Origin of the sequence: Mesorhizobium maamorense, from assembly GCF_044998965.1 — a bacterium.
GTDB lineage: Bacteria > Pseudomonadota > Alphaproteobacteria > Rhizobiales > Rhizobiaceae > Mesorhizobium.
Genome location: NZ_CP173356.1, coordinates 5,230,656 through 5,254,944 on the forward strand (window position 1 = coordinate 5,230,656; position 24,289 = coordinate 5,254,944).

A 24,289-nucleotide genomic window follows, 5' to 3' on the forward strand; every position below is an offset into this window, starting at 1 on the left:
GACCGGCGCATCGAGCGGATGCGCGCCTGCCGGCGCGCTGGCGGCGGCGTGGTGAAAGGCCGGCAGCCGCGAAGGGCTGTTCGGCTTGATGGCGATTGTGGATGTGTGGATGCCCCGGTACGGACGGACGCCGGAAGGCGGCCGCGCCGGGGCTACGATCCCGCGATCGGGCAGACCCTGAAGAAGGTTTTGATATAAGCGAGCTTGCTCATGTGCCAAAGCTTGCCGAATGGCGCCCGCTTGTCAAGCGCGGCCAAACCGCTCAACCGCCCAGATAGCGCCGGTGAAAACGCGTTCCGAGGCTGGCCAGGATTTCATACCCGATGGTGCCGGCATGGTCGGCAGCATCGTCGACGCTCTGTGAGGGCCCTAGCAACTCCACCAGGTCGCCCTCTCCGAGCCGGCCGGGCGGCAAGGCGGAAATGTCGAGAATGATCGAGTCCATCGACACGCGCCCGAGGAAAGGCAGGCGCACCGCCTCGAACCATGCGGCCGAAGCGGAGCGGCGCAGCCAGCCGTCCGCATAGCCGAATGAAATCGTCGCCAGGCTGAGCGGGCCCTGCGCATGGTAGCTGTGGCCATAGCCGACGCCAGTGCCCTTTTGGACACTGCGCGTCTGCGCCACCTTGGCCTGCAGCCCGACCACGGGCAGCATCGGGTTGGCTTCGCCAGGCGTCGGGTTGATGCCGTAGAGGGCGGCACCGGGCCGGGCGAGATCGCAATGATAAAGCGGGCCTAAAAAGATGCCGGAGGAGTTGGCGAGCGAGGCCGGCGCCACGGGTAGCATGGCACGCAACCGCGCGAATGCCAGCCTCTGCTGTTCATTGGCCGGGTGGCGCGGTTCATCGGCGCAGGCCAGGTGGCTCATCACATATCTGACGTCGATGCCATCGAAAGCGCCGACATCCCCGACCATCGCCTCGACCTCGGCTGGCGCCATCCCAAGCCGCGACATGCCGCTGTCGACCTGGACGGCAGCCGGGAGCCGGCGCCCGGCGCGGTGTGTCGCTGCGCGCCAGGCTTGCAACTGTGCGCCACTGTTGATGACAGCGCACAAGCCAGCCGCCACCGCTTCCGGCTCGGAACCCGGCGGCAGCCCGTTCAGCACGTAGATGTCCGGTCCGGCCCCCAGCGCCTTGCGCAGCGCGATGCCTTCGGATAGCAGCGCGACGAAGAAGATGTCGCAGCCTTCCTTCATCAGCGCCGATGCCACTTGCGCGGCGCCGAGACCGTAGCCGTCGGCCTTGACCACGCCCGCGCAGCGCACGCCGCCCAGCCGCGCCTTCAGCCGCCGGTAATTTTCGCGGATCGCGCCAAGGTCGATGGTGAGGATGGCCCCGGCAGCAGCCTCGCTTGTGGCGTCGGCTTCCTCGGGCAGCGATCTTTTGGGGGCGTCGTGCATGGCGGCCCTTCTTGTGGCGGATGGACATCAATAAGACGGTCGAACCGGCGCGGCAACCGCTGGCGTTTGAACCGCGGCCTCGGCCCCTCCAGCTATGGCACAAGGTGACGGAACGCCGTCACCACGTCTTCATAGACCTTGCGCTTGAACGGCACGATCAGGTCGGGCAGCTCCTGCATCGGCCGCCACGACCATTTGTCGAATTCGGCGGTGTGGCCGCCGGGCGGCGGATTGATCTGGATCTCGCTGGTATCGCCATGGAAGCGGAAGGCGAACCATCGCTGCGTCTGACCCCGATAGCGCCCCTTGAAGGCGACGCCGACCAGGTTGTCCGGCAGATCATAGTTGATCCAGTCCGGCGCCTCGGCGAGCAGCGAGACGCTGCGCATGCCGGTCTCCTCATAGAGCTCCCGCTCCGCCGCCTGCAGGGCTCCTCGCCTTTGTCGATGCCGCCTTGCGGCATCTGCCAGAGCTGCGTGGTGCCGGCGAATTCGCTGTCCGGCTCGGCTATGCGATGGCCGACCCAGACCAGGCCCTCGGGGTTGAGGATCATCAGCCCGACACAGGGACGGTAGGGCAGCGTCTCGCGGTCGACCTTCTTCGTCTTCGGCATCATTCAGTCTTTCAAGCTGTTTCCCGGTGGCTAGCCCTTTTGCGGATCGATCGCCACCGCTGAAATCGGCACGATCTCGATGCCGCGTTTCTTGGCCTCGGCCGCCCATGACGACACCGTGTCGACCGTCAGGTCGAAAGCGGAGCCGATGCCGACCGCGGTGCCCTTGGCACGGGCGGTCGCCTCCAGGCTGTCCAGTTTCTTCAGGATGGCGCCGCGATCCTGCACGGCGTCGATCGCCGTGTCGCCGGAGACGAAGGGCACGCCGTCCTTCAGCGCCAGATCCGGCGCTAGGCTACGCGCCGACGAGCCGTCGTCGATATAGGCGAGCCCGCGTTTGCCGAGCTCGGCCATGAAGGGTTCCATTGCCGCCGGGTCGGCGGAAAACCGCGCGCCCATATAGTTCATGACACCGGTATAGTTCGTCGTCCGCGACAGTGCCCAGCGCAGGTTCTTCAGGTTCTCTTCCGCGCTCGCCGCCACCGTCAGCGTGTTGCGCCCGGGGTTGACATTGGGATAGTCGAACGGTTCGAGCGGCACCTGCATGACGATCTCGTGGCCGCTCTGCCGGGCGGCCTGCATCCAGCGGCCGATGCTGTTGCCTTGCGGCGCGAACGCCAGCGTCACTTCCGCCGGCAGCTTGGCGATGGCCGCCTGGGTGCCGGTCTGTGAAACCGCGAGCCCGCCGATGACGATCGCCACGCGGGCGCCGCGCGCGCCTGACCACGGCCGCGCGTAGACATCGAAGGGCCGCCGCCCGTCTGCGGCGCGCACCGGCAAGGGGCCGGCATCGCCGGCCTCGATCAGCGCCCTGTCGGGAATATGCGCGATCTTCAGGTTTTGGCCGATGGTCGACGGATCACGGATGACGATTGCCGCCCTGGGCGGACCATCGCCTTCCTCTGTCTGCACATGGATGATCTGCGGGCCCCCAGCCTTGGCCGGCATTTCCGCCTTTGGCGTCGTGACCGGCGCCAAAGCGGACGGCGCAGCGGTCGGCTCCGGCACCACTTTCGGCGTCGAAACCGCGACTTCCTGCGGCTTGCGAAACGGCTTGTCCCTGAGCGCGATCGCGCCGGAGACGCCGACAACGGCCAGCACGACGAACGCAGCCACGAGCGCACCCACGCTGACCTTGCCGGCGGCGCGCGGCGGACGGACAGTCAGTCCGAGCGGTCGTTCGATGTCCTTGCCGATATCAGCCAAGCCCTGTCCCCGTCCGCATGGCTTCGAACATGGAACCTTTCGAAGAGACATGCGCGAATTCTTCAACCCCGGCGCACCCCTGGCGCCCTGTATCGAGGGATTCGCGTTACCCCCGATCAAACTGCCGGAACCTTTCGGTCCCGGCAGCATCGCATTGCTTCCATCGGGCGGCCAGACCCGTTGTTGGCCGCCACCTGTTACTGGTTGAGGACAGCCTTCTGCGGATTGGGCGGGAAGGACGGATCGGTCTTCTGGCCGCGCAGAAGCTGCTCGGCATAGATGAGCTGGAGGTCGTTCTTCGGATCCGGCGGCACATAGGCTGCCGAGCCCGAACCGGTCGAGCTCTCGTCGGCACCCTTGATGTGGCCCTTGAGGTCGGATTCGCCGCGCGTCAGGTCCCTGCCCTGCAGTTCCGGCGGCAGCGGCTGGTCGACCTTGATGTCGGGCGTGATGCCCTTGCCCTGGATCGACTTGCCGGACGGCGTGTAATAGAGCGCCGTCGTCAGCCTGAGCGCGCCGTTCTCGCCAAGCGGGATGATGGTCTGCACCGAACCCTTGCCGAAGGACTGCGTTCCGACCACCGTGGCGCGGCGTAGGTCCTGCAGCGCGCCAGCGACGATTTCGGACGCGCTCGCCGATCCGCCATTGACCAGCACGATCAGCGGCTTGCCGCCGATATCGTCGACCTGCTTGGACTTGGCGTCGAAGCGGGTAACGTCCTTGGGATCGCGGCCGCGCGTCGAAACGATCTCGCCACGGTTGAGGAAGGCGTCCGATACGCTTACCGCCTGATCGAGCAGACCGCCGGGATTGAGGCGCAGATCGAGCACATAGCCCTTGAGCTTGTCGTTCGGCACCTGCTTCTTGATGGTGTCGATGGCATTCTCGAGGTCGTCATAGGTCTTTTCGGTGAAGGAGGTGATCTTCATGTAGCCGATGTCGTTCTCGACCCGGAACTTGACCGCCTTGACCTTGATGATGTCGCGCACCACCGTCAGCTCGATCGGCTTGTCGGCGCCCTGGCGCAGGATGGTGAGCTTGATCGGCGTGTTGACCAGGCCGCGCATCTTGTCGACCGCGTCGTTCAGGGTCAGGCCGCGAACCTCCTCGCCATCGATCTTGGCGATGTAATCGCCTGCCAGCACGCCCGCCTTGGCGGCCGGCGTATCGTCGATCGGCGTAATCACCTTGACCAGATCGTTCTCCATGGTGACCTCGATGCCGAGGCCGCCGAATTCACCCTTGGTCTGCACGCGCATGTCCTGCGCCTGCTCGGCGTTCATGTACGAGGAGTGCGGGTCGAGCGAGGCAAGCATGCCGTTGATGGCGTTCTCGACCAGCGATTTGTCGTCGGGGGGCGTCACATACTGCGCCCGCACGCGCTCGAAGATATCGCCGAAGATCGCCAGTTGCTTGTAGGTCTCCGACCCCGCAGCGTTCGCTGCCGAGCCGGGCGCGCCATAGACCAGGCTCATGGCGGACGCGCCCATCAGCGCACCGGCAAACAGAAGCGACAGTTTCCGCATCATTTCACGTCCTTCCAGAAAAACGGTCCGCCCACCATGGGGCCGGATCGACGGGTTTTCCATCCTTGCGGAACTCGACATAGAGCTCCGGCGTGGCATTTCCATTCTTCGAAGCCGAGGTGCTTGCCACCCGGGCCTCTCCCATCGCACCGACCGGCTCTCCTGCGAGCACTGATTGGCCGGTTGCGACGCTGATTCTGCTCATCCCCGCCAAGACGACATGATAACCGTCGCCGGCATTCAGGATCAAGAGTTGACCGTAGGAGCGAAACGGCCCCGCATAAAGCACATTCCCATCCGCCGGTGCGGTGACGATGGCGCCCGATTGTGTCGCAACCATGTCCCCAAGCATCACCGCGCCGTTACCGTCTTCGGCGCCGAACCGGCGTTTGATGCGGCCGATGACCGGCAGCGCGATCTGTCCTTGCAGCGCCGAGAAGGGTGCCGCAGCGGCAAGCCGGTTGGCCTCGGGAACCGGCAGCGACGCCGTCATATCGCCGCCCGCCTTATCCCTGCCCGCCTTGTCGCCGCCCGCCTTGTCGCCGCCGGCTTGGCCGGCCTCCGCGGCCTTTGCGGCATCCGCGGCCTTGCGGTTGCGTTCGGCCTGGGCTTCGAGCGAGGCGATCAATTCCTTCAGGCTGCTGGCCTTGGCCGCGAGCGCCTCGGAATGCTGTCGCTCGGCCGACAACTGCGCCTGCGTGTCGGCTTCGAGCTTCTGCTTGGCTTCCAGCAGCATGCCGAGCCGCTTCTTTTCCGCAGTCTGCTCGCCGACTGCCGCCGTCAGCCGTGCCCGCTCGGCCTCGATCGAGGCCGTCACTCTTGTCTGCTCCTTGAGGTCGGCCAGGAGCCTGTCGGTCTGCTGGCGCAATTCAGGCACCACGGCGCCAAGCAAGATGGCGCTGCGCACCGACGACAGCGCGTCCTCCGGCTTGACCAGGATCGCCGGCGGCGGGTTCAGCCCCATGCGCTGCAATGCGCCCAGCACCTCCGCCAGCACGTCGCGCCGCGCCATCAGCGAGGCGCGGATCTTCTGCTGCTGGGTCTTCAGCCCCTCCAGCTTGGCGCCGATGTCCTCGATGTCCTGCCCAAGCTTCTGTTCGGTCATCGCCGACTGGATCAGCGCGGCGGTGATCGAGGCGTGGTCCTTCTTGACCGCGGCGATGTCGGCGGCCAGCTTGGCCAGCCGCTCGGACGACAGGCTTATCTCCTTGGAGATCTGTTCGTATTCGGCGCGGCTCTGGTCCGGATCGGGGGCCATGTCGAGCGTGTTCTCGGCCCATGCGGCATTGAGCGAAAGGATGACCACCGCCGCCGCGATGCCGCAGCGCGCGCGCCAGGAGCCCGCTGTCGATGAGCCCGTCGTCGATTTCCAGCCTTCAGCCATGCGGGATGGACTCTATCTGCGGCTTCGTTAACGAACCATCAACCATATTAATGCGCATCGCCCAAAACTGTGCAGCGGTTTCGCACACCGGTGAGCAAAATAGGGAAAGCCGGCCCGAAGCCGTGATCTTGCGCGGCATTGGGGCAGAATTCGGTGCGATGCGACCTTCAGGTTCTGTGATAGGGGTGGCCGGACAGGATCGTCGAGACCCTGTAGAGCTGCTCTGCCAGCATCACCCGCACCAATTGGTGCGGCCATGTCAGCGCACCGAAAGACATCACCAGCTCGGCCTGGGCGCGCAACGACGGATCGTGGCCGTCGGCGCCGCCTATGGCCAGCGCCAGCGCCTTGCGGCCAGCGTCGCGCAACTGGCCGATGCGGCCGGCGAAATCTTCCGAGGACAGGTTCTTGCCGCGCTCGTCGAGCAGGATCAGCGCCGAGCCGGGCTGCAACTGCGCCTGCAGCCTCGCGCCTTCATCCCGCCGGCGTTCATCGGCGTTCTGGGCGCGGCCTTCGGCGATCTCGGCGATGCCGGAGAATTCGAGGCCGACAGCCGGGCCGCTCTTGGAGAAACGCTCGAAATAGCGGTCGGCGAGTTCTCTCTCGGGGCCGCTTTTCATCCGGCCCACGGCATGAACGGTAATCTTCATCCTCGCCTCAGAGGGCCGCCGATGCGTGTCGCCCGCAAATCGTCATTGGGCCTGGAACCACGGCACGCATCCAACCAACCGGCTCAGTGCAAGGTCTCTTCCTCGAGGTCCGGCGCCTGCCACATCTTTTCGAGATTGTAGAATTCGCGGACTTCGGGGCGGAAGACATGGACGATGATGTCGCCTGAATCGATCAGGACCCAGTCGGCGCCGGACAGCCCCTCGACGCGCGCCGTGCCGAGGCCGGCATCCTTCAACGCCTTGAGGAGATGATCGGCAACAGCCGAGACATGACGGTGCGATCGACCCGACGCGACGACCATGTAGTCGCCGAGGCTCGATTTTCCCTGAATGTCGATTGAGACGATGTTTTCGGCCTTGGAGTCTTCCAGACTGGCAAGGACTGTCTTGATGGCGCGGGACACGGCGTCGTTTACGCTGATCCCGGCCGGCGAAGGCACGATGTCGGCCTTCTTCCGCAGTGCTGTTCTCAGTGTATTTCCTTTCGCAGCAAGAACAACCAAATCACCCCTGAAAGCGGGTGACACCGCTTAGATAGGCAGAGTTCCGTTGCAGTTTCAAGACGGAGCCCCGCTTCCATGCGAACTCATTGAGGCTCCGCTTGTTCCGCGCGACACGCAAAAGATCGGAACCCAGGCGTTCCGCAGGGGTTATCGGCTGATTGATCAACCGGAATCCCATTATGCCGATCGACCCGCAAAATGCCCTCCTGACCGTGCAGGCGGGGCTCTCTCAGCTCAGCGCGCTCATTGTCTCCTATTCCCTTTCGGCGGTCGGCGCCGTCATCCTTCTGGTTGTCGGCTACATCGTCGCCGGCTTTGCCGAGCGTTCGATTTTTGCCGGCCTGGGCCACATCCATGGCTTTGACCAGACGCTGCGGCACTTCTTTTCCAAGATCGTCCGCTATGCCATCCTCGTCCTGGTCGTCATCATGGTGCTCGGCCAGTTCGGCGTGCAGACGGCCTCGATCATCGCCGCGATCGGCGCCATCGGCCTGGCCATCGGCCTGGCGCTGCAAGGCACGCTGCAGAACATTGCCGCCGGGATCATGCTTTTGGCATTGCGGCCGTTCCGCATCGGCGAATCCGTCGAAGTCGGGTCCATTGCCGGCTCGATCGAGGAAATCGGCCTTTTCGCCACCAAGCTCCGGAGCGCCGAAGGCGTCTACATCCTGGCGCCCAACTCGACGCTGTGGAACCAGCCGGTGCGCAATTTTTCGCGCAACGGCGTGCGGCGCGGCGACATCACCCTCTCGATCGGCTCCTGGAACGACATCGACCGCGCCCAGAAGACGCTGCTTGCGATCGCCGCCGCCGAGCGCCGCATCAAGCGTGAGCCGGCGCCGACCGCCTTTGTCGCGGCATTGGGCGAAAGCACCGTCTCGATCACCTTGCGTTACTGGACATCATCGGCGGATTTCTTCGCCGCCCAGGCCGATCTCACCAAGCGGGCCAAGCAGGAATTCGACCGCGAACGCATATCGATCCCGCTGCCGCCACCGCAGGCCCCCGCGCCGGAAACCCGCCGGCAATAGTCACTCGCTCCTGTGCCGGTGCTGTTCGTCCGGCGCGAAGGCCAGTTCCACCGGCAGTGGCGCCTGCGCCGTCATCGGCGCGAAGCTGCCGGTTTCGGTTGCCGGCACCGGCCGCGTGGTGAACACGCGCAAAAGCACGAACAGGCAGAAGACGCAGGCGATGACAATAGTCACATAGATGAAGGCCTGCGTGCCGTAGACGGCCGACAGCGCGGTCACGATGCCCGGCACGATGAAGCCGGACAGCGACCAGGCAAACAACAGCGAACTCGACAGCGCCACCATGTCGTCCTTGCCGGCGCGGTCGGCGGCGTGGGCACTGGCCAACGAGTAGATCGATTCCGAGGCGCCGTCCCACATCACATAGATCACCAGCAGCACCGCCAGCGTGCCGCCGTCGAAGCCGAGCGCAAACATCCCTGCCGCCGCAGCGATCGCGGATGCCGCGACCAGCACATAGCGGCGATCGGTACGGTCGGAAATCCAGCCGAGCGGAACCTGCAGGATCAGCGTGCCGAGCGGCATCACCGAAAGCAGCAGCGCCACGTCGGCCTGGCTGTACCCCTTCGCGGTGGCGTGGATCGGCGCGAAGCCGGAAATCGACATGGACAGGCCACCGACCGCCAGCATGCCGGCGACGCCCACCGGCGAAATCCGCCAGGCCCGGCGCAGCGCCACCGATGCCGCCTGTGGCGCCGGCGGCTGGGCCAGCCGGGTCATCCCGACGGGCAGGATGGATAGCGCGGTGAAGGCTATGCCGATCAGCGATGCATCCGCCGTCCTGATGTCGACCAGCGCCAGCGTCGCATAGCCGATGCCGAGCCCGCCGACATAGGCGACGTAGAAGACGGCCATTACCCTGCCGCGTATGGCATTGGCCACGGCATCGTTGAGCCAGCTCTGCGCGACGATGAAAAGCCCGCATATTGCAAAGCCGTAGAGCGCGCGCGCCGCGATCCACAACAGGGGGTGCGGCCCGGCGCCGATTGCGGCATTGGACAGCGCGATCAGCGCCGACAGCACCATGAAGGCGCGGGCATGGCCAACCCTGCGCACCAGCGGTCCGGTCAGGATGCAGCCGGCGAGACCACCCGCCGACAGACCGGTGACGATCAGACCGGCCCAGGTCGGATCGAAGCCTTCCACGCCGAGCCGGACGGGGATGTAGGCGAACATCAGCCCGTTGCCGATGGCGATCAGCGCCATCGACACCACGACGCTGGCAATCGCGATCAGCGGCGTGGGCGTGTCGCCGTGCCTCGGTTCCGTTTCGGTTTGGTTTTTCACGAGAGTGGTCATATCAGCGCAAGATCATCCATTCGATGACGAAAGGCCGCCGCAAAAGCGACATTGCCGGACTTGCCTTCCTCCTTGCGAAGAAAGGGCGCTGTGCGTACCGATCAGCCCTTCGCCTGCTCGCGGATAGCCGTCGACGACAGCGACGAGCGCGGGCCGTGGATGAAGGTCCACGCGGGCGCCTTCATGCGGGCGAGCCTCGGCGCATCGCCTTCGTCGACGCGGGCATAGTCGAAGGTCTTGGCCACGACCGACGACAGGAACGACAGCGTCGCGCCCGGACGGTCGATGACCGCGATCGGGAAGGTCATGACGATTTCGCGCCAGCGCTGCCAGCGATGGAAATCGCGCAAGCTGTCGGCGCCCATGATCCAGACGAAGTCGACGCCGGGATTGCGTGCCTTGACCAGCGCCAGCGCGTCGGCGGTGTAGCGCACATGATGCGCCGCTTCGAAGGCGGTGACCTTGATCTTCGGGTTCTTGGCGATCTTTTCGGACAGGCGCAGCCGCTCGGCCAGCGGTGCCAGCTCGTGCGTGTTCTTCAGCGGATTGCCTGGTGTGACCATCCACCACAACTGATCGAGCGCCAGCCGCCTGAGCGCGATCTCGGCGACCAGCGCGTGGCCGGCATGCGGCGGATTGAACGAGCCGCCGAACAGGCCGACGGCAAGGCCTTTGCCGGCATGCGGCATTTTGAGGTAGCTGGACGGGATAGGTTGCTCAAGCAGGGAAAGCATTCGCTAGGCACCCCCCTCTGTCCTGCCGGACATCTCCCCCGCAAGGGGGAGATTGGCAGTTTCGGTGAAGGCACAAATCTTGGGGCATTGAAGATCGGCGAAACCAAAAATGTCAGCCAATCTCCCCCCCTTGCGGGGGAGATGTCCGGCAGGACAGAGGGGGTGGCTGGGCGCAAGCTTCAGGCCCTTTGGACGAAAAGCGTCAAGACCTCACCTGTCCCGAGCCGCGCACGCGGTATTTGAACGAGGTCAGCTGCTCGACGCCAACGGGCCCGCGCGCGTGCATCTTGCCGGTGGCGATGCCGATCTCGGCGCCCATGCCGAACTCGCCGCCATCGGCGAACTGCGTTGAGGCGTTGTGCAGCAGGATCGCCGAGTCGATCTCGTTGAAGAACCGTTCCACCGCCTGCGCGTCCTCGGCGACGATCGCCTCGGTGTGATGCGAGGAGAAAGTCTCGATATGCTCGATCGCGCCGTCGACACCGTCGACCAGCTTCACCGCGATGACGGCGTCGAGATATTCGGTGACCCAGTCGGCATCGGTCGCCGGCTTGGCGTCGAAGAACAGCTTCAGCACCTCGGCATCGGCATGGATCTCGCAGCCGGCGGCGCGCAAGGCGTCGAGGATCGGCACCAGGTGGGTGGAGGCAACCGCACGGTCGACCAGCAGCGTTTCGGCCGCGCCGCAGACGCCGGTGCGCCGCATCTTGGCGTTGACGGCGATGCCGACCGCCATGTCGAGCTTGGCCGAGCGGTCGATATAGAGATGGCAGATGCCTTCGAGATGCGCGAAGACCGGCACCCGGGCCTCGGTCTGCACCCGCTCGACCAGGCTCTTGCCGCCGCGCGGGATGATGACGTCGAGATTGCCGCCGAGGCCCTTCAGCATTTCGCCGACGGCGACGCGGTCGGTGGTCGGCACAAGCTGGATGGCGTCCTGCGGCAGGCCGGCTGCCTTCAAGCCGTCGACCAGGCAAGCGTGGATCATCGAAGACGAGTTCAGCGAATCCGAGCCGCCGCGCAGGATCACCGGGTTGCCGGCCTTGAGGCAGAGCGCGCCGGCATCCGCCGTGACGTTCGGCCGGCTCTCATAGATGACGCCGATGACGCCGAGCGGCGTGCGCACGCGCTCGATCCTGAGGCCGTTCGGCCGCTCCCAACTGGCGATCACGTCGCCGACGGGATCGCCGAGTTCGGCAATTTCGCGAATGCCGTCGGCCATGGCGCGGATGCGGGCTGGATTGAGCTTCAGCCGGTCCATGGAGGACGCCGACAGGCCGGCTTCATGCCCGTTCGCGATGTCGATGGCATTGGCGTCAAGTATGGCTCGCTCGCGGGCGATGATCGCCTGCGCCATGGCGGCAAGTGCCGCGTTCTTGGCGGCTGTCGTGGCGATGGCCAGCGGTCGTGCGGCGGCGCGGGCACGGCGGCCGAGGTCGGCCATCGTCGCCACTGTATCGTTCCGGGATTTTTCATGCAGCTTCAGCATGGCTCATCCTCCGCTCGTTACTTGGTCGCCCGCGAGGCTGACCACAAGGTCGTCGCGGTGGATCATCGCCGAACGCGCCTCGTAGCCGAGCACGGTCTCGATTTCGGTTGTCTTCAGGCCTGCGATCCTTACGGCATCCGCGGCATCATAGGCAACCAGCCCGCGGGCGATCTCGCGACCCTCGGGCGACAGGATCGCCACCGTATCGCCGCGCGAGAAATTGCCGCTGACCAGCTTCACACCGGCCGGCAGCAGCGACTTGCCCGATGTCAGCGCCCCGACGGCGCCGGCATCGACGGTGAGCCTTCCCGCCGGTTCGAGCTGGCCGGCGATCCAGCTCTTGTAGCCTTTCACCGGGTTGGCGCTCGGCCGGAAGAAGGTGGCGCGCTCGCCGCGCTCGATCGCCATCAGCGGCGAAAGCCGCGTGCCGGCGGTAATGATCATGGCCGTGCCGGCCGCAGTGGCGATCTTACCGGCGTCGAGCTTCGTGCGCATGCCGCCGCGCGACAGTTCGGAAGCCGCGGCACCCGCCATCGCTTCGATCTCAGGCGTGATGCGATCGACCACCGCGACGAATTTGGCCTCCGGGTCACGCGCCGGCGGCGCGGTGTAGAGACCGTCGATATCCGAGAGCAGCACCAAAAGGTCGGCGCCCATCATCGTCGCCACCCGCGCGGCCAGTCGGTCATTGTCGCCATAGCGGATCTCGGAGGTCGCCACGGTGTCGTTCTCGTTGATGACCGGCACCGCCTTCATCTTCAAGAGCGTCGAGATCGTCGCCCGGGCGTTGAGGTAGCGGCGGCGCTCCTCGGTGTCGCCAAGCGTGAGCAGGATCTGGCCCGATTTCAACCCGCCCTTGCCGAGCGCATCCGACCAGGCGCCGGCCAGCGCGATCTGGCCGACGGCTGCGGCCGCCTGGCTCTCCTCGAGCTTCAGCGCCCTTTTTCCCAGGTCAAGAATGGTACGGCCAAGCGCGATGGCGCCCGACGAGACGACCAGGATTTCCGCGCCGCCTTGAGCCAGCACGGCGATATCGTCGGCCAGCGAGGCCAGCCAGTCGCGCTTCAGCCCGGCGGTGCGGTCGACCAGAAGCGCCGAGCCGATCTTGACGGTGATGCGCCGGTATTTCTTCAGCGACTGCACGGTCATGCTATTTTTCCCAGCGCGTGTCGACCGGCGCCGCGATCGCGTCGCGCGCTTCGGCTACCACCGCCATCAGCGCGCGCAGCACCGCTTCGACCCCTTCGCCGGTGACCGCCGACAGAAGCATCGGCGCACGGCCGGCGGCGCGCTTCAGCGACGCGACCTTCTTCTTGCGCTCATCCGCATCAAGCGTGTCGACCTGCGAAAGGGCCAATATCTCGGCCTTGTCGGTCAGGCCGTGGCCATAGGCTTCGAGTTCGGCGCGCACCGTCTTGTAGGCCTTGCCCGGATTTTCTTCCTGCGCCGAGACCAGATGCAGCAGCACGCGCGTGCGCTCGACATGGCCAAGGAAGCGATCGCCGATGCCGACGCCCTCATGCGCGCCTTCGATGAGGCCGGGAATGTCGGCGATGACGAATTCGCGCGCATCGATGCGTGCCACCCCCAGGCCGGGATGCAGCGTGGTGAAGGGATAGTCGGCGATCTTCGGCTTGGCCGCCGTGACGGCGGCGAGAAAGGTCGACTTGCCGGCGTTGGGCAGCCCGACCAGCCCGGCATCGGCGATCAGCTTCAGCCTGAGCCAGATGTTGAGCTCCTCGCCGGGCTGACCCGGATTGGCGCGGCGCGGCGCCTGGTTGGTCGAGGTCTTGAAATGCTGGTTGCCGAAACCGCCATTGCCGCCCTTGGCCAACAGGAAGCGCTGGCCGACCACGGTCAGGTCGCAGATCAGCGTCTCGTTGTCCTCTTCGAACACCTGCGTTCCAGCCGGCACTTTCAGCGTGACGTCGGCGCCTTTGGCGCCGGTCATGTTGCGGCCCATGCCATGGGTGCCGGTCTTGGCCTTGAAATGCTGCTGGTAGCGGTAGTCGATCAGCGTGTTCAGCCCGTCGACCGCTTCCAGCCAGACGTCGCCGCCGCGGCCGCCATCGCCGCCGTCCGGTCCGCCGAACTCGATGAACTTCTCGCGCCGGAACGACACGGAACCCGCGCCCCCGTCGCCGGAGCGGACATAGACCTTGGCTTGATCGAGAAATTTCATCGGACAGCAGTTTCTTTATTGGCCTTGCGGCATTGCTCTAAACCTTGCGCCTTGCTCTAAACCAAGGCGCGGCGAAGGGCGAGGCCGTTTTGTGACAGTGGCCGCGTGGGGTTGGCCGGAGATGTCGGCATGAAGCTTGTAACCTACAACATCCAGTACGGCATCGGCCTCGATGGGCAGTACGATGTCGGGCGTATCGCCGACGTCGTGCGCAGCGCCGATGTCATCGCGCTGCAGGAGGTCACCCGCAACAATCCCAGGAACGGCGGACGCGACATGGTCGCCGAGATCGGCGAAGCGCTGCCCGACTATTTCGCCGTCTATGGCAGCAATTTCGAGGCCAATATCGGCTCGCGCATCGAGAACGGCCGCGCCATCACCACCACCTTCCAACTCGGCAACATGGTGTTGTCGAAGACGCCCATTCATCTGTCGCGCAACCTGCTCCTGCCGCGAAGCCGCAGCTTCGAGATGATGAACTTCCAGCGCGGCGCGCTGGAGGCGCTGATCGAGACGCCGCTTGGTTTCATCCGCTTCTATTCCATCCATCTCGATCACCGCAGCCCGGTCGAGCGCGCCAGCCAGATCCAGTTCCTGCGCCGGCGCCTGTTGAACTATGCGCTCGAAGGCGGCGCGCTGTCCGGCGTCGCCGAGATCGGCCTGCCGGAACTGCCGCATCCCGAGGCCTTCGTCGGCATGGGCGACTTCAACATGCTGGCCGGATCGCCTGAATATGTCGAACTCGCCGGCCGGCCGGACCACGAATTCGGCATGCCGCTGACCGCTGATTTCGCCGTCGACGCCGCCGTGCGCCTCAATGTCGCCGGCGACGATCTCGTCAGCTGGGTCGACCCCAAGGACCCCGGCAATACCGACCGCCACAAGCGTATCGACTATATCTTCACCAGCGCCTCGCTTGCCCGGTCGCTGAAGCGCCTGTGGGTCGACCGAAAGGCTGTTGGCTCGGACCATCTGCCGGTATGGGCCGAACTGGGCTGAGCCCAAATCGATGCACGATTCTTTCCGAACCTTTGACCAGAGGCCCAGCGCCGATGTGTGCTGAGATTCAGGTCAGGCCGAGCCGAAAACGTTGGTTTTCGAGAACCGGAGCGGAGCGTACTTAAAGTACGCGAGCACCGGAAGCGCAGAAAATCAGCGTTTGCAGGCCGGCCTCACCTGAATCTCGGCACACATCAAAAATGCACCCAGTTGCGCAGGCTGGTCCATGTCTTCCGGTCAAGGCGGTAACGCTCGACCGGCACCTGGCCGGCGACGATCGAGTTCAGCATGCCCTGGCCGGCGTACTGGAAGCCGCATTTGTGGATCACCCGGCGCGAGGCCGGATTGATGACCCGCGTCGAGGCATGCAGCACCTGGATGTTTGTCCGCTGGAACGCGAGATCGACCAGGGCGTGCGATGCCTCGGTGGCGAAGCCGCGCTTCCAGTAGGGTTCTCCGATCCAGTAGCCGAGCTCCAGTCCGCGGTCGGTGGTGTTCAATCCGGCGCAGCCGACGAAGGTTTCGGTGCCGGCCAGCGTCAGCGCATAGGCGATGCCGGCGCGGCGCGACTTGGTCATGGCCAGGAAAGCGCGTGCCTCGGCCTCGCCATAGGGATGCGGCATGCGCGCCAGCATCTCGGCGACATGACGGTTGTCGGCGAGCTCGACCAGTTGCGCGATGTCGCTTTCGCGCGGAGCCCGCATCACCAGCCGCTCGGTCACCAGCACCGGGCAATCGATCGCATAACTTTCGTCTTCTGAGTCTTCCGCTTCGGCAACCATGTCAAAGTCCTCCAGGCACAAGAAAAAAGGGAGATGGAAACCCATCTCCCTTGATCCTTTTCCTGGCTTTGCCAAACCTTCTGGCTTCCAGACACCGGTTCCCGAGATGGGCTGCCGGTGTTGTGGTGCGGAACCGGCTACTCCGCTGCTTTGGTAATCGGGTTGACCGATACGTAGGTTCGGCCGTTGGCTTTTTTGTTGAACGTCACGGCGCCGGCTTCGAGCGCGAAAAGCGTATGGTCGGTACCCATGCCGACGTTGACGCCGGGATGCCAGGTGGTGCCGCGTTGACGAATGATGATGTTGCCCGGGATGACGGCTTCGCCGCCGAACTTCTTCACGCCCAGACGCTTGGAATGCGAGTCGCGACCGTTGCGCGACGAGCCGCCAGCTTTCTTGTGTGCCATCTAACTAACTCCGATGCGCCCAGGGGCGCTTGAATGGTCTTATGAACGCGTTCGCGTTCCGTTTCAAGTCCGATCCGGCGACGTTTCGCGCCGGTTCGCCTTACTTCTTCGCCAGTTCCTTGGCCTGCTCGCGCCAGTCCTTGATCTGGTCGGCGCTGAACGGCATGTTCTCGTCGATCTTGGCCACATCCTTCTCGGTCAGCTTGGCGAGCTGCGCGAAGGTGATGATGCCCTGTTCGTTGAGATCCTTGGCGGCGACCGGGCCGATGCCCTTGATCACGGTCAGATCGTCCGGCTCGCCCTTCGGCGCCTTGAACAGCGGCGCTGCCGCGGTCTCGGCCTTTGCCTCTTCCTTCGGGGCGTCCTTCTTGGCCTTGGCTTCCTTCGACGCCGCGTCGGCGGCTACCTCGGCCTTGGCTTCCGCCTTGGCAGCGGCCTTCTTGGCCGGCTTGGCGCCGCCCAGCAGGATCTCGGAGATCCTGACCGTGGTCAGCAACTGGCGATGGCCGATCTTGCGGCGCGAATTCTGGCGGCGGCGCTTCTTGAAAGCGATGACCGTGCGGTTCTTGCCCTGTTCGACGACCTCGGCGGTGACAACCGCGCCGTCGACGAACGGTGCGCCGAACGTGACATTCTCGCCCTCGCCATGCGCGAGCACGTGGCCGATCTCGACGATATCGCCGACATTGGCTTCGACTTTTTCGATCTTCAGGAGATCGTTGGCGGCGACGCGATACTGCTTGCCGCCCGTTTTGATGACTGCGAACATTTTTTGCCTTTCGCTGTTCGGTCGGCCTCGATGAACCGCCTGTGGCGGTTCGGCCGTCTTTTTGTCAGTCTGCGGGTTCAAAAAACAAGCGGCGCGGAAGAACCCTCCACGCCGATTGCGCGCTGTCCCTAACCGAAGGTTTGTTGCGAGTCAAGGCAAACGGCCAGATTCTCAGGGCAACGAATCCGGGCTAACGGGTTCCTTCGGAGCTTCGTCGGCGCGCTGGTGATGGAGCCTTGAACGGAAAAACCCGCCTGTGCGGCGGGTCCCTGGCGCAACTCAGCACCATAACCAGATATCTACCATAGTTGCCTTCACCCCGTCAAGAAAAAATTCCTATTAGGAGGTCGCCGGCACTGCCGGACTGGCGTCGTCAGGTCTCGTTCACCCGAGTTCGAAATCTTGGCCGGATTGCTGGCCGGCGAAGTGGCTGGCATCGTCTACCGCGGTCGGGACCGCGTCGCTCCGGGCCAGCCTCTGACGCAAGCTGACTTTCCGGCGGATTTGGCCTTGTAACCTGCCCGTTCAGCCGTTATCTAGTGCGCCGCGCCGGCAACGGCCGACCATGACCGCGGAGAGGTGGCAGAGTGGTCGAATGCACCGCACTCGAAATGCGGCATGGGTGCAAGCCCATCGGGGGTTCGAATCCCTCCCTCTCCGCCATCCTGCTTCGCTCTTCGAGCTTCGCAGGATCGGTTCAGTCAGCGGGCGGGTTCGAATTTTCTCTCGTCGTCTCCGCCATTTCTGCTTCCTGTACAGCCCGGACATGGGTAACAGTTTGCCCGCTGTAGCCTGGGCGTGACGCGCCAACCGGTTCAGCTCAATTCGGATGATGTCCCGCGATTGCGCCCAGAAAAATTTCCCCGAATTCCCTAAGCTTTGCCGCTCCCACGCCATTCACCTCGGCGAACGCGTCGAGGTCGCGCGGGCGGCGTTCGGCCATGTCGATCAGCGTGCGGTCGGAGAACACGACATAGGCCGGCACCTGCCGCTCCTTGGCCAGCCGCAGCCGCAGCGCCTTGAGCGCGGCCAGCAGCGATGCATCCACGCCCTCGGCGCTGGCGGCGGAGCCTTCCCCGGAACGCTTCCTGCCGCGCGCGAGAGGGTCCCGCGTCTCGACGCGATAATGGAACGCAACCTCGCCGCGCCCGAGGGCGCGGCCGCTTTCGGAAATGGCGAGGCCGCCATGGCCGTCCGGATCCGGCACAAGGAACCCGCCGGCGACCAGTTGCCGGATAAGCGACAGCCAGACCGTTTTCCTATGCGCCGCGCCGGCCCGGAAACTGGTCAGCGTTTGATGGCCTCTCGCCAGTACTTTCTCGGTCTCGTGGCCGAGCAGGATGTCGATGACATGGGCGGCGCCGAAGCGCTCGCCGGTCTGCGCGACTGCCGTCAGGATGATCCGCGCTTCCGCTCCGCCATCGGCGCGCGGCGCCTGGTCGAGGCAGTTGTCGCAATTGCCGCAGGGCGCTGCCTGTTCGCCGAAATAGCCGAGCAGGATCTGCCGGCGGCACTGTACCGCCTCGCAATAGCCGATCAACGTATCGAGCCGGCGATGCCCGCGCCTCTTGTGTTCAGGTGATGATTCTTCGTCGTCGATGAACAGGCGCCGCATGCGGATATCGCCGAGCCCGTAGAGCATATGCGCCTCGGCTGCCCGCCCGTCGCGGCCGGCGCGGCCGATCTCCTGATAGTAGGCTTCGAGGCTGCCCGGCAGGTCGGTGTGGAAGACATAGGCGACGTCGGGCTTGTCGATGCCCATGCCGAAGGCGATGGTCGCCACCATGACGACGCCGGAGAGCGTCATGAAAGCGTTTTGGTTCGCCTCACGCGCCTCCTTGCTCATCCCGGCGTGATAGGCGAGCGCGGTCACGCCGTTCTTCTCGAGAAAAGCCGCCATCTCCTCGGTCTTCTTGCGCGACAGGCAGTAGACGATGCCGCTTTTGCCCGCGTGACGCTCGACGAAGCGCAGCAACTGGCGCTTGCTGTCCTGCTTGGCCTCAAGGGCAAGCTTGATGTTCGGCCGGTCGAAACCCAGCACCACGGTTTCGGCGCGCCCGGCGAACAGACGCGCTTCGATATCGATGCGGGTAGCCTCGTCCGCCGTCGCCGTCAGCGCGATGATCGGCACTTGCGGGAAAATGGAGCGCAGCCGCGACAGATCCTCATATTCGCGCCGGAACGCCGGACCCCATTGCGAGATGCAATGCGCCTCGTCGATGGCGATCAGGCTGACGTCGAGCCTGGCCAGCGCGTCGAGCATCCGCTCCGTCATCAGCCGCTCCGGCGCGAGGTAGAGCAGGCGCGTCTGGCCGGAGGCGACACGGCGCCATGCCGCGACATTGGCCTCGCGCTCGATCGAGGAGTTGATCGTATCGGCTGCCACGCCGGCAAGGCGCAACGCCGCGACCTGATCCTGCATCAGCGCAACCAGCGGCGAGACAACGATGGCAAGGCCGCCCAGGACCAGCGCCGGAACCTGGTAGCAGAGCGATTTGCCCGCACCCGTCGGCATGACGGCCAGCACATGGCGTCCGCCCAGCAGCGCGTCCATGATTTCGGCCTGGCCGGGACGAAAATCGTCGAAGCCGAACACGTCCTTCAGCACGCGTTGCTTGGGGTCTGGTGCATCCGGCGGAACGCTCGCCGTCGATATTGGCATCTCGCAATGGTCCCCGTTTGGCTGAGGCAACGTTCTTAAAGCGAAGATCGCCGGAACGCTATCCGCGGATGCGCGGGGTGGCATGTCCACCGGCCCCAATTCGTGCCTTCCCTTGCGACATCAGCACCCCTGCTGGATTCTCTCACGTGCTGCGATGTAAGCTTGCCCGGGACGACCAGGGAGAGAGCGATGCTGCAGACCAGACAGGATGCTCTCGGCGAACGCTTCAAGCAGCAGCGCGCCGCCTTCGAGGCGCAGCCCTTTCCGGGCCTCGATGTCCGCAAGGATCGCCTCGCCCGGCTGCTGGCGCTCACGGAGAAGCATGAGGCCGACATCTGCGCTGCGATCGATACCGACTTCGGCGGCCGCTCGGCTCATGAGACCCGCCTTGCCGAGCTGTTCGTGGTGCGGGCCGGCATACGCCACGCACTGTCCCACCTGAAAGGCTGGATGCGGGAACGGCGCGTCGCCACCACCTTGCCGTTCCTGCCGGGCAGGAACCGCCTCGTCCCGCAGCCGCTCGGTGTCGTCGGCATCGTATCGCCCTGGAATTATCCTTTCCAGCTCGCCGTCGCGCCGGTCACCGCGGCGCTCGCCGCCGGCAATCGCGTGCTGGTCAAACCATCCGAATTGACGCCCGCCTTTTCAGCGCTGCTGGCGCGCTTGGCCGCCGAGCATTTCGCACCGGACGAACTCGGCGTCATCACCGGCGACGCGGAGGTCGGCAAGGCTTTCGTGTCGATGCCTTTCGATCACCTGCTGTTCACCGGTTCGACGGCAGTCGGCCGCCAGGTCGCACTGGCCGCCGCGGCCAACCTGACCCCGGTTACGTTGGAACTCGGCGGCAAGTCGCCGGCGATCTTCGACCCCTCATGCGACCTCGATGCGGCGGCGGCCAGCGTCGCCTATGGCAAGCTCCTCAATGCCGGGCAGACCTGCATCGCGCCGGACTACCTGCTGGTGCCCAAGGGACAGGCGGAAACGGTCGCCGCCAAGCTCGCAACGGCTATGGCGAAGCTCTACCCCAGCCTCCGCGACAATCCGGACTATACCGCCATCGTCAGCGACCGGCATTATCAGCGCCTGCGGGCCATGATCGCGGAAGCCCGCGACGCCGGCGCCGATGTCACCGAAATCAACCCGGCCGGCGAGGCGTTCGGCGCCACAGGCCGCAAATTGCCGCCGACCCTGGTCAGGAACGCCGATCCCAACCTGCGGCTGATGCGCGAGGAGATTTTCGGGCCGGTGCTGCCGATCCTCGAATATGCCGGGATCGACGACGCCATCGCCCATGTCAACCGGGCCGACCGGCCGCTGGCGCTCTACTGGTTCGGGAGAGACGGCGGCAACCGGCAACGCATCCTGCACGAGACCATCGCCGGCGGCGTCACCATCAACGATTGCATGCTGCATCTGGTGCAGGAGAACCAACCCTTCGGCGGCGTCGGCGCCAGCGGCATGGGCGCCTATCACGGCGAATGGGGCTTTCGCACCTTCAGCAAGGAGAAGCCGGTTTTCCTGCAGTCGCGCTTGAGCGCGGGCAGCCTTCTGCGTCCGCCCTACGGCAAGACCTTCGAACGGCTTTTCGGCCTGCTCAGGCACATGACTTGAGCGCCGTGCACCGCCCGCCGCCGGCGACGCGATCACATGCCGGCGCAATCACATGGTCCGCGCGTTAAGCCAATCTTCACCATGATTCGGCAGGCTCCATCTCCTGCGGCCACGTTTCGAGTACCGCGGCGCGCAAGCGCCCAGGCAACAGACCCGCGCCTCTCCTGAGGCGCGGGTTTTTTCGTTTGGAAAACAGCGCGCCGAAACGAGCGTCCATCGCTCATCGCATGGCCGGCCCTCAGGCGAGGAAATCGGCGCGGTGCGGCGTAAAGCTGTCGACGAGCCGGCCGGCTTCGAGCGCCTTGACGCCATGCACCAGGCCGGACGGCACTATGAAGCTGCCGCCTGTCTCGATGGTTTCGGTCCGGCCGTCGATGGTCACCTCGAAACGGCCCTCGGCGACGTAGCTTGCCTGTACATGCGGATGCGAATGCAGGGCGCCGACGCCGCCCTTGTCGAAGCCGAACTCGACCATCATCAGTTCATCCGTGTGCAGGAGAACGCGCCGCCTGTTGCCGTCGGGCGTCACCGTCCAGGCGCCCGCGCCGGCCTGCGAGAAGATTTTCGTTTCGCTCATCCCAATATCCTCGTCGAGACAGATCCTCACCGAGCCAGCCAGCCGCCGTCCACCGGCACCACCGCGCCATGCATGTAGTCCGACGCCGGCGCCAGCAGGAAGGCCGCCGCGTCGCCAATGTCTTCCGGCCGGCCCCAGCGGCCAGCGGGGATGCGCGCCAGGATCGAGGCGCTGCGGTCGGGATCGGCGCGCAGCGCCTGCGTATTGTTGGTTTCGATATAGCCCGGCGCGATGCCGTTGACGTTGATGCCTTTCGCTGCCCATTCGCAGGCGAGCAGCCGGGTGATGCCGAGCACGCCGTGCTTCGAGGCGGTGTAGGACGCGACGCGGATGCCGCCCTGGAAACTCAGCACCGAGGCGATGTTGACGATCTTGCCCCTGCGTCCGCCGGCAAGGACGCGCCTGGCGAAGCCTTGGCAGAGCAGAAAAGCCGTCTTCAGGTTGAGGTCGAGCACCTCGTCCCAATCGGCTTCCGAGAGATCGACGGCGTCGGCGCGCCGGATGATACCGGCATTGTTGACCAGCCCGTCGAGCGGCCCGCTTTCGTCCCAGACGCGCTCCAGCATCGGACCTGCGGCGGATGTGTCGGCAAGGTCGGCCGCGACCGCCTCGAACCGACCGCCCGCCGCGGCGATCCTTGCGGCCGTCTCATCCATCGAGGAACGGCCGACACCGACGACCGTGCCGCCGGCGCGCGCGATCGAGACGGCAATGCCCTGGCCGATGCCGGTGTTGGCGCCGGTGACGAGGATGCGCCGACCGGTCAGGCTGAAGGCGGAGAAATCGCTCACCGCAGGTCTTCCATCGCAACCGGATCGACATCGGTGTAGTCGACGTTGTCGCCAGCCATCGCCCAGACAAAGGCGTAGTTGGAGGTGCCGGCGCCTGAATGGATAGACCAGCCGGGCGACAGCACGGCCTCCTCGTTGCGCATGACGATGTGTCGGGTCTCGTCCGGCTCGCCCATGAAATGGAAGACGCGCGCCGCCTCCGGCAGGTCGAAATAGAGATAGGCCTCCATGCGCCGGTCGTGCACATGGCACGGCATGGTGTTCCAGATGGAGCCCGGCGCGAGTTGCGTCATCCCGACGACGAGCTGGCAGGTCCTGGCCCCGTCGGCATGGATGAACTGGAAGATCGAGCGTTCATTGCAGGCCTCCTTGCTGCCGAGATCGAGACGCCTGGCGTCACCGATGCGGATCAGCCGACTGGGAAAGGTTTGATGCGCCGGCGCGCTGAGCAGATAAAACTTTGCCGGCGCCGCCTTGTCGACTGAGGCGAATGACACATCCTGCGTGCCCATGCCGAGATAGAGCATGTCGCGCGCCTGCAGCTCATGGAGCTGGCCTCCGGCTTCGATCGTGCCGGCGCCGCCGATATTGACGGCGATCAACTCGCGGCGCTCGAGAAAGCCTTTCGTTCCAGTCGGCTTGATTGCCTCCAGCCGAAGCGGCGCGCCGGCCGGCATCGCGCCGCCCACGATCATGCGGTCGTAATGTGTGTAGGTCAGGCTGACGCGGCCGGGCTGGAACAGGTCTTCGATGTGGAAATTGTGGCGCAACTCGTCGGTCCCCATGGCCGCGGCGGCGGCGGGGTCGATGGCAAAGCGCGATGTATAGTCGGTATGGTTCTGGCTCATTGCTGTCCTGACTTGAGATGGATCATTCGCCGCCGGCCGCCTTGACCGAGTCGGAATAATAGACCTGCCGCGCATGCAGGCGCTCGCGATAGCGCTGCTGGCTGGCCGAGAGGTGCGTGCGCATCGCCTCGCGCGCGGCTTCGGCATCGCCCGATGTGATCGCGTTCAGGATCACCAGATGCTCGCGCTGCAGCCCACGCTGATAGCTGTCGGACTGCACAAGCTCGGTCGACCAGGGCGAGGTCACATCGCACGGAATGGCGCGCCGGCCGAGCACGTCGAGCATCTCGACATAGAACGGGTTATTGGTGGCGCTGGCGATGGCGCGATGGAAGGCGAGATCGGCCGGACCGGTCGGCTCGCTGGCGAGCAACAGCCGCTCGAACTCGAAGAAGGCTTCCTGGATCGCCGCCTCCTGGGCCGCGTTGCGGCGGATGGCGGCAAGCCCGGCCGATTCGATCTCGATGGCGAGCCGCACTTCGAGCACGTTGAGTGCGATCGAATCCTTGCTGCCCATATCGGCCGCGAGCGCCCCGAACATCGTCGAGATGTGCTCTGTGACGAAGACGCCGGCGCCCTGCCGCGGCTCGACCAGGCCGTCGGCGGCGAGCTTGGCCAGGGCTTCGCGGATGACGGTGCGGCTGACGCCGAAGGTTTCGGTCAGCTGGCCCTCGGTCGGCAGTTTGTGGCCGGGCAGGATCTCGCCGGCCTGAAGCTGCCTGCGGATTGCCGCGACGACGGTCTCCGACAGTTTGGGTTTTCTCTCGACCCTGAGGTCGGTTGCGGCGACAGACACGTGGCGA

At 65.3% G+C, this 24,289-nt stretch carries 22 protein-coding genes, 1 tRNA gene and 1 pseudogene; 4 read left to right on the forward strand and 20 right to left on the reverse strand.

Annotation, left to right across the window (positions count from 1 at the left end; translation table 11 throughout):
* Positions 1–262: 262 nt before the first annotated feature.
* From alr to rsfS, 7 genes and pseudogenes are all read right to left on the reverse strand, one after another.
* Positions 263–1,402, reverse strand: a complete 1,140-nt coding sequence (gene alr, locus ACIU1A_RS26190; RefSeq protein ID WP_404925608.1) for an alanine racemase — start codon at positions 1,400–1,402, stop codon at positions 263–265.
* 92 nt (positions 1,403–1,494) lie between these two features.
* Positions 1,495–2,015 (reverse strand): annotated as a pseudogene (locus ACIU1A_RS26195) (RNA pyrophosphohydrolase).
* A gap of 30 nt (positions 2,016–2,045) precedes the next feature.
* Positions 2,046–3,221 (reverse strand): divergent polysaccharide deacetylase family protein, encoded by a 1,176-nt coding sequence (locus ACIU1A_RS26200; protein WP_404925609.1) that lies wholly within the window; start codon positions 3,219–3,221, stop codon positions 2,046–2,048.
* 197 nt (positions 3,222–3,418) lie between these two features.
* On the reverse strand, positions 3,419–4,750 hold the full coding sequence (locus tag ACIU1A_RS26205; RefSeq protein ID WP_181165202.1) for a S41 family peptidase: 1,332 nt from the start codon (positions 4,748–4,750) through the stop codon (positions 3,419–3,421).
* Position 4,751: 1 nt separating this feature from the next.
* Positions 4,752–6,131 (reverse strand): murein hydrolase activator EnvC, encoded by a 1,380-nt coding sequence (locus ACIU1A_RS26210; protein ID WP_140662830.1) that lies wholly within the window; start codon positions 6,129–6,131, stop codon positions 4,752–4,754.
* 167 nt (positions 6,132–6,298) lie between these two features.
* Positions 6,299–6,781, reverse strand: coding sequence for a 23S rRNA (pseudouridine(1915)-N(3))-methyltransferase RlmH (rlmH, locus tag ACIU1A_RS26215; RefSeq protein WP_140517517.1), 483 nt, complete (start codon positions 6,779–6,781; stop codon positions 6,299–6,301).
* 83 nt (positions 6,782–6,864) lie between these two features.
* Positions 6,865–7,242: a ribosome silencing factor gene (rsfS, locus tag ACIU1A_RS26220; RefSeq protein WP_135902362.1), complete on the reverse strand. Its 378-nt coding sequence runs from the start codon at positions 7,240–7,242 to the stop codon at positions 6,865–6,867.
* Positions 7,243–7,484: 242 nt separating this feature from the next.
* Between rsfS and ACIU1A_RS26225 the strand changes: the two genes are divergently transcribed.
* Positions 7,485–8,336: a mechanosensitive ion channel family protein gene (locus ACIU1A_RS26225; protein WP_140580118.1), complete on the forward strand. Its 852-nt coding sequence runs from the start codon at positions 7,485–7,487 to the stop codon at positions 8,334–8,336.
* Here ACIU1A_RS26225 and ACIU1A_RS26230 read toward each other — a convergent pair whose 3' ends face one another.
* From ACIU1A_RS26230 to obgE, 5 genes are all read right to left on the reverse strand, one after another.
* Positions 8,337–9,635: an MFS transporter gene (locus tag ACIU1A_RS26230; RefSeq protein ID WP_404925610.1), complete on the reverse strand. Its 1,299-nt coding sequence runs from the start codon at positions 9,633–9,635 to the stop codon at positions 8,337–8,339.
* Positions 9,636–9,736: 101 nt separating this feature from the next.
* Positions 9,737–10,324: a nicotinate-nucleotide adenylyltransferase gene (locus ACIU1A_RS26235; protein WP_140670736.1), complete on the reverse strand. Its 588-nt coding sequence runs from the start codon at positions 10,322–10,324 to the stop codon at positions 9,737–9,739.
* Positions 10,325–10,571: 247 nt separating this feature from the next.
* Complete coding sequence (locus tag ACIU1A_RS26240; protein WP_404925611.1) at positions 10,572–11,858, reverse strand: glutamate-5-semialdehyde dehydrogenase; 1,287 nt, start codon at positions 11,856–11,858, stop codon at positions 10,572–10,574.
* Positions 11,859–11,861: 3 nt separating this feature from the next.
* Positions 11,862–13,001 carry a glutamate 5-kinase gene (gene proB / locus ACIU1A_RS26245; RefSeq protein ID WP_140517608.1) on the reverse strand — a complete coding sequence of 380 codons (1,140 nt, stop codon included), beginning with the start codon at positions 12,999–13,001 and terminating at the stop codon, positions 11,862–11,864.
* A gap of 7 nt (positions 13,002–13,008) precedes the next feature.
* Entirely contained in the window at positions 13,009–14,040 is a 1,032-nt protein-coding gene (obgE, locus tag ACIU1A_RS26250) for a GTPase ObgE (RefSeq protein WP_140580121.1), read from the reverse strand.
* A 129-nt stretch (positions 14,041–14,169) separates the two neighbouring features.
* Here obgE and ACIU1A_RS26255 point away from each other — a divergent pair, with 129 nt between their 5' ends.
* Entirely contained in the window at positions 14,170–15,039 is an 870-nt protein-coding gene (locus ACIU1A_RS26255; protein ID WP_404925612.1) for an endonuclease/exonuclease/phosphatase family protein, read from the forward strand.
* Between the two features lie 194 nt (positions 15,040–15,233).
* Here ACIU1A_RS26255 and ACIU1A_RS26260 read toward each other — a convergent pair whose 3' ends face one another.
* The 3 genes from ACIU1A_RS26260 to ACIU1A_RS26270 form a co-directional block, all read right to left on the reverse strand.
* On the reverse strand, positions 15,234–15,821 hold the full coding sequence (locus ACIU1A_RS26260) for a GNAT family N-acetyltransferase (protein ID WP_140729415.1): 588 nt from the start codon (positions 15,819–15,821) through the stop codon (positions 15,234–15,236).
* A 137-nt stretch (positions 15,822–15,958) separates the two neighbouring features.
* Entirely contained in the window at positions 15,959–16,228 is a 270-nt protein-coding gene (rpmA, locus tag ACIU1A_RS26265) for a 50S ribosomal protein L27 (RefSeq protein ID WP_140493012.1), read from the reverse strand.
* 100 nt (positions 16,229–16,328) lie between these two features.
* Positions 16,329–16,997: a 50S ribosomal protein L21 gene (locus tag ACIU1A_RS26270; protein ID WP_404925613.1), complete on the reverse strand. Its 669-nt coding sequence runs from the start codon at positions 16,995–16,997 to the stop codon at positions 16,329–16,331.
* Positions 16,998–17,570: 573 nt separating this feature from the next.
* Between ACIU1A_RS26270 and ACIU1A_RS26275 the strand changes: the two genes are divergently transcribed.
* Positions 17,571–17,660 (forward strand) — tRNA-Ser (locus ACIU1A_RS26275).
* Positions 17,661–17,817: 157 nt separating this feature from the next.
* Here the strand turns inward: ACIU1A_RS26275 and recQ are convergent.
* Positions 17,818–19,659 carry a DNA helicase RecQ gene (gene recQ / locus ACIU1A_RS26280; RefSeq protein ID WP_404925614.1) on the reverse strand — a complete coding sequence of 614 codons (1,842 nt, stop codon included), beginning with the start codon at positions 19,657–19,659 and terminating at the stop codon, positions 17,818–17,820.
* Between the two features lie 189 nt (positions 19,660–19,848).
* On the opposite strand from recQ, the gene ACIU1A_RS26285 reads away from it, so the two are divergent.
* Complete coding sequence (locus ACIU1A_RS26285; protein ID WP_404925615.1) at positions 19,849–21,270, forward strand: coniferyl aldehyde dehydrogenase; 1,422 nt, start codon at positions 19,849–19,851, stop codon at positions 21,268–21,270.
* A gap of 238 nt (positions 21,271–21,508) precedes the next feature.
* On the opposite strand, the gene ACIU1A_RS26290 is transcribed toward ACIU1A_RS26285, so the two are convergent.
* The 4 genes from ACIU1A_RS26290 to ACIU1A_RS26305 are packed head-to-tail and all read right to left on the reverse strand — an operon-like array spanning position 21,509 to position 24,282.
* Positions 21,509–21,847: a cupin domain-containing protein gene (locus ACIU1A_RS26290; RefSeq protein ID WP_404925616.1), complete on the reverse strand. Its 339-nt coding sequence runs from the start codon at positions 21,845–21,847 to the stop codon at positions 21,509–21,511.
* 26 nt (positions 21,848–21,873) lie between these two features.
* Positions 21,874–22,638, reverse strand: coding sequence for a 2-dehydro-3-deoxy-D-gluconate 5-dehydrogenase KduD (kduD, locus tag ACIU1A_RS26295; RefSeq protein WP_404925617.1), 765 nt, complete (start codon positions 22,636–22,638; stop codon positions 21,874–21,876).
* Entirely contained in the window at positions 22,635–23,486 is an 852-nt protein-coding gene (kduI, locus tag ACIU1A_RS26300) for a 5-dehydro-4-deoxy-D-glucuronate isomerase (protein ID WP_404925618.1), read from the reverse strand. The genes kduD and kduI overlap by 4 nt, the downstream gene beginning before the upstream one ends.
* Before the next feature lie 22 nt (positions 23,487–23,508).
* Complete coding sequence (locus ACIU1A_RS26305) at positions 23,509–24,282, reverse strand: FadR/GntR family transcriptional regulator (RefSeq protein ID WP_404925619.1); 774 nt, start codon at positions 24,280–24,282, stop codon at positions 23,509–23,511.
* Positions 24,283–24,289: the final 7 nt, after the last annotated feature.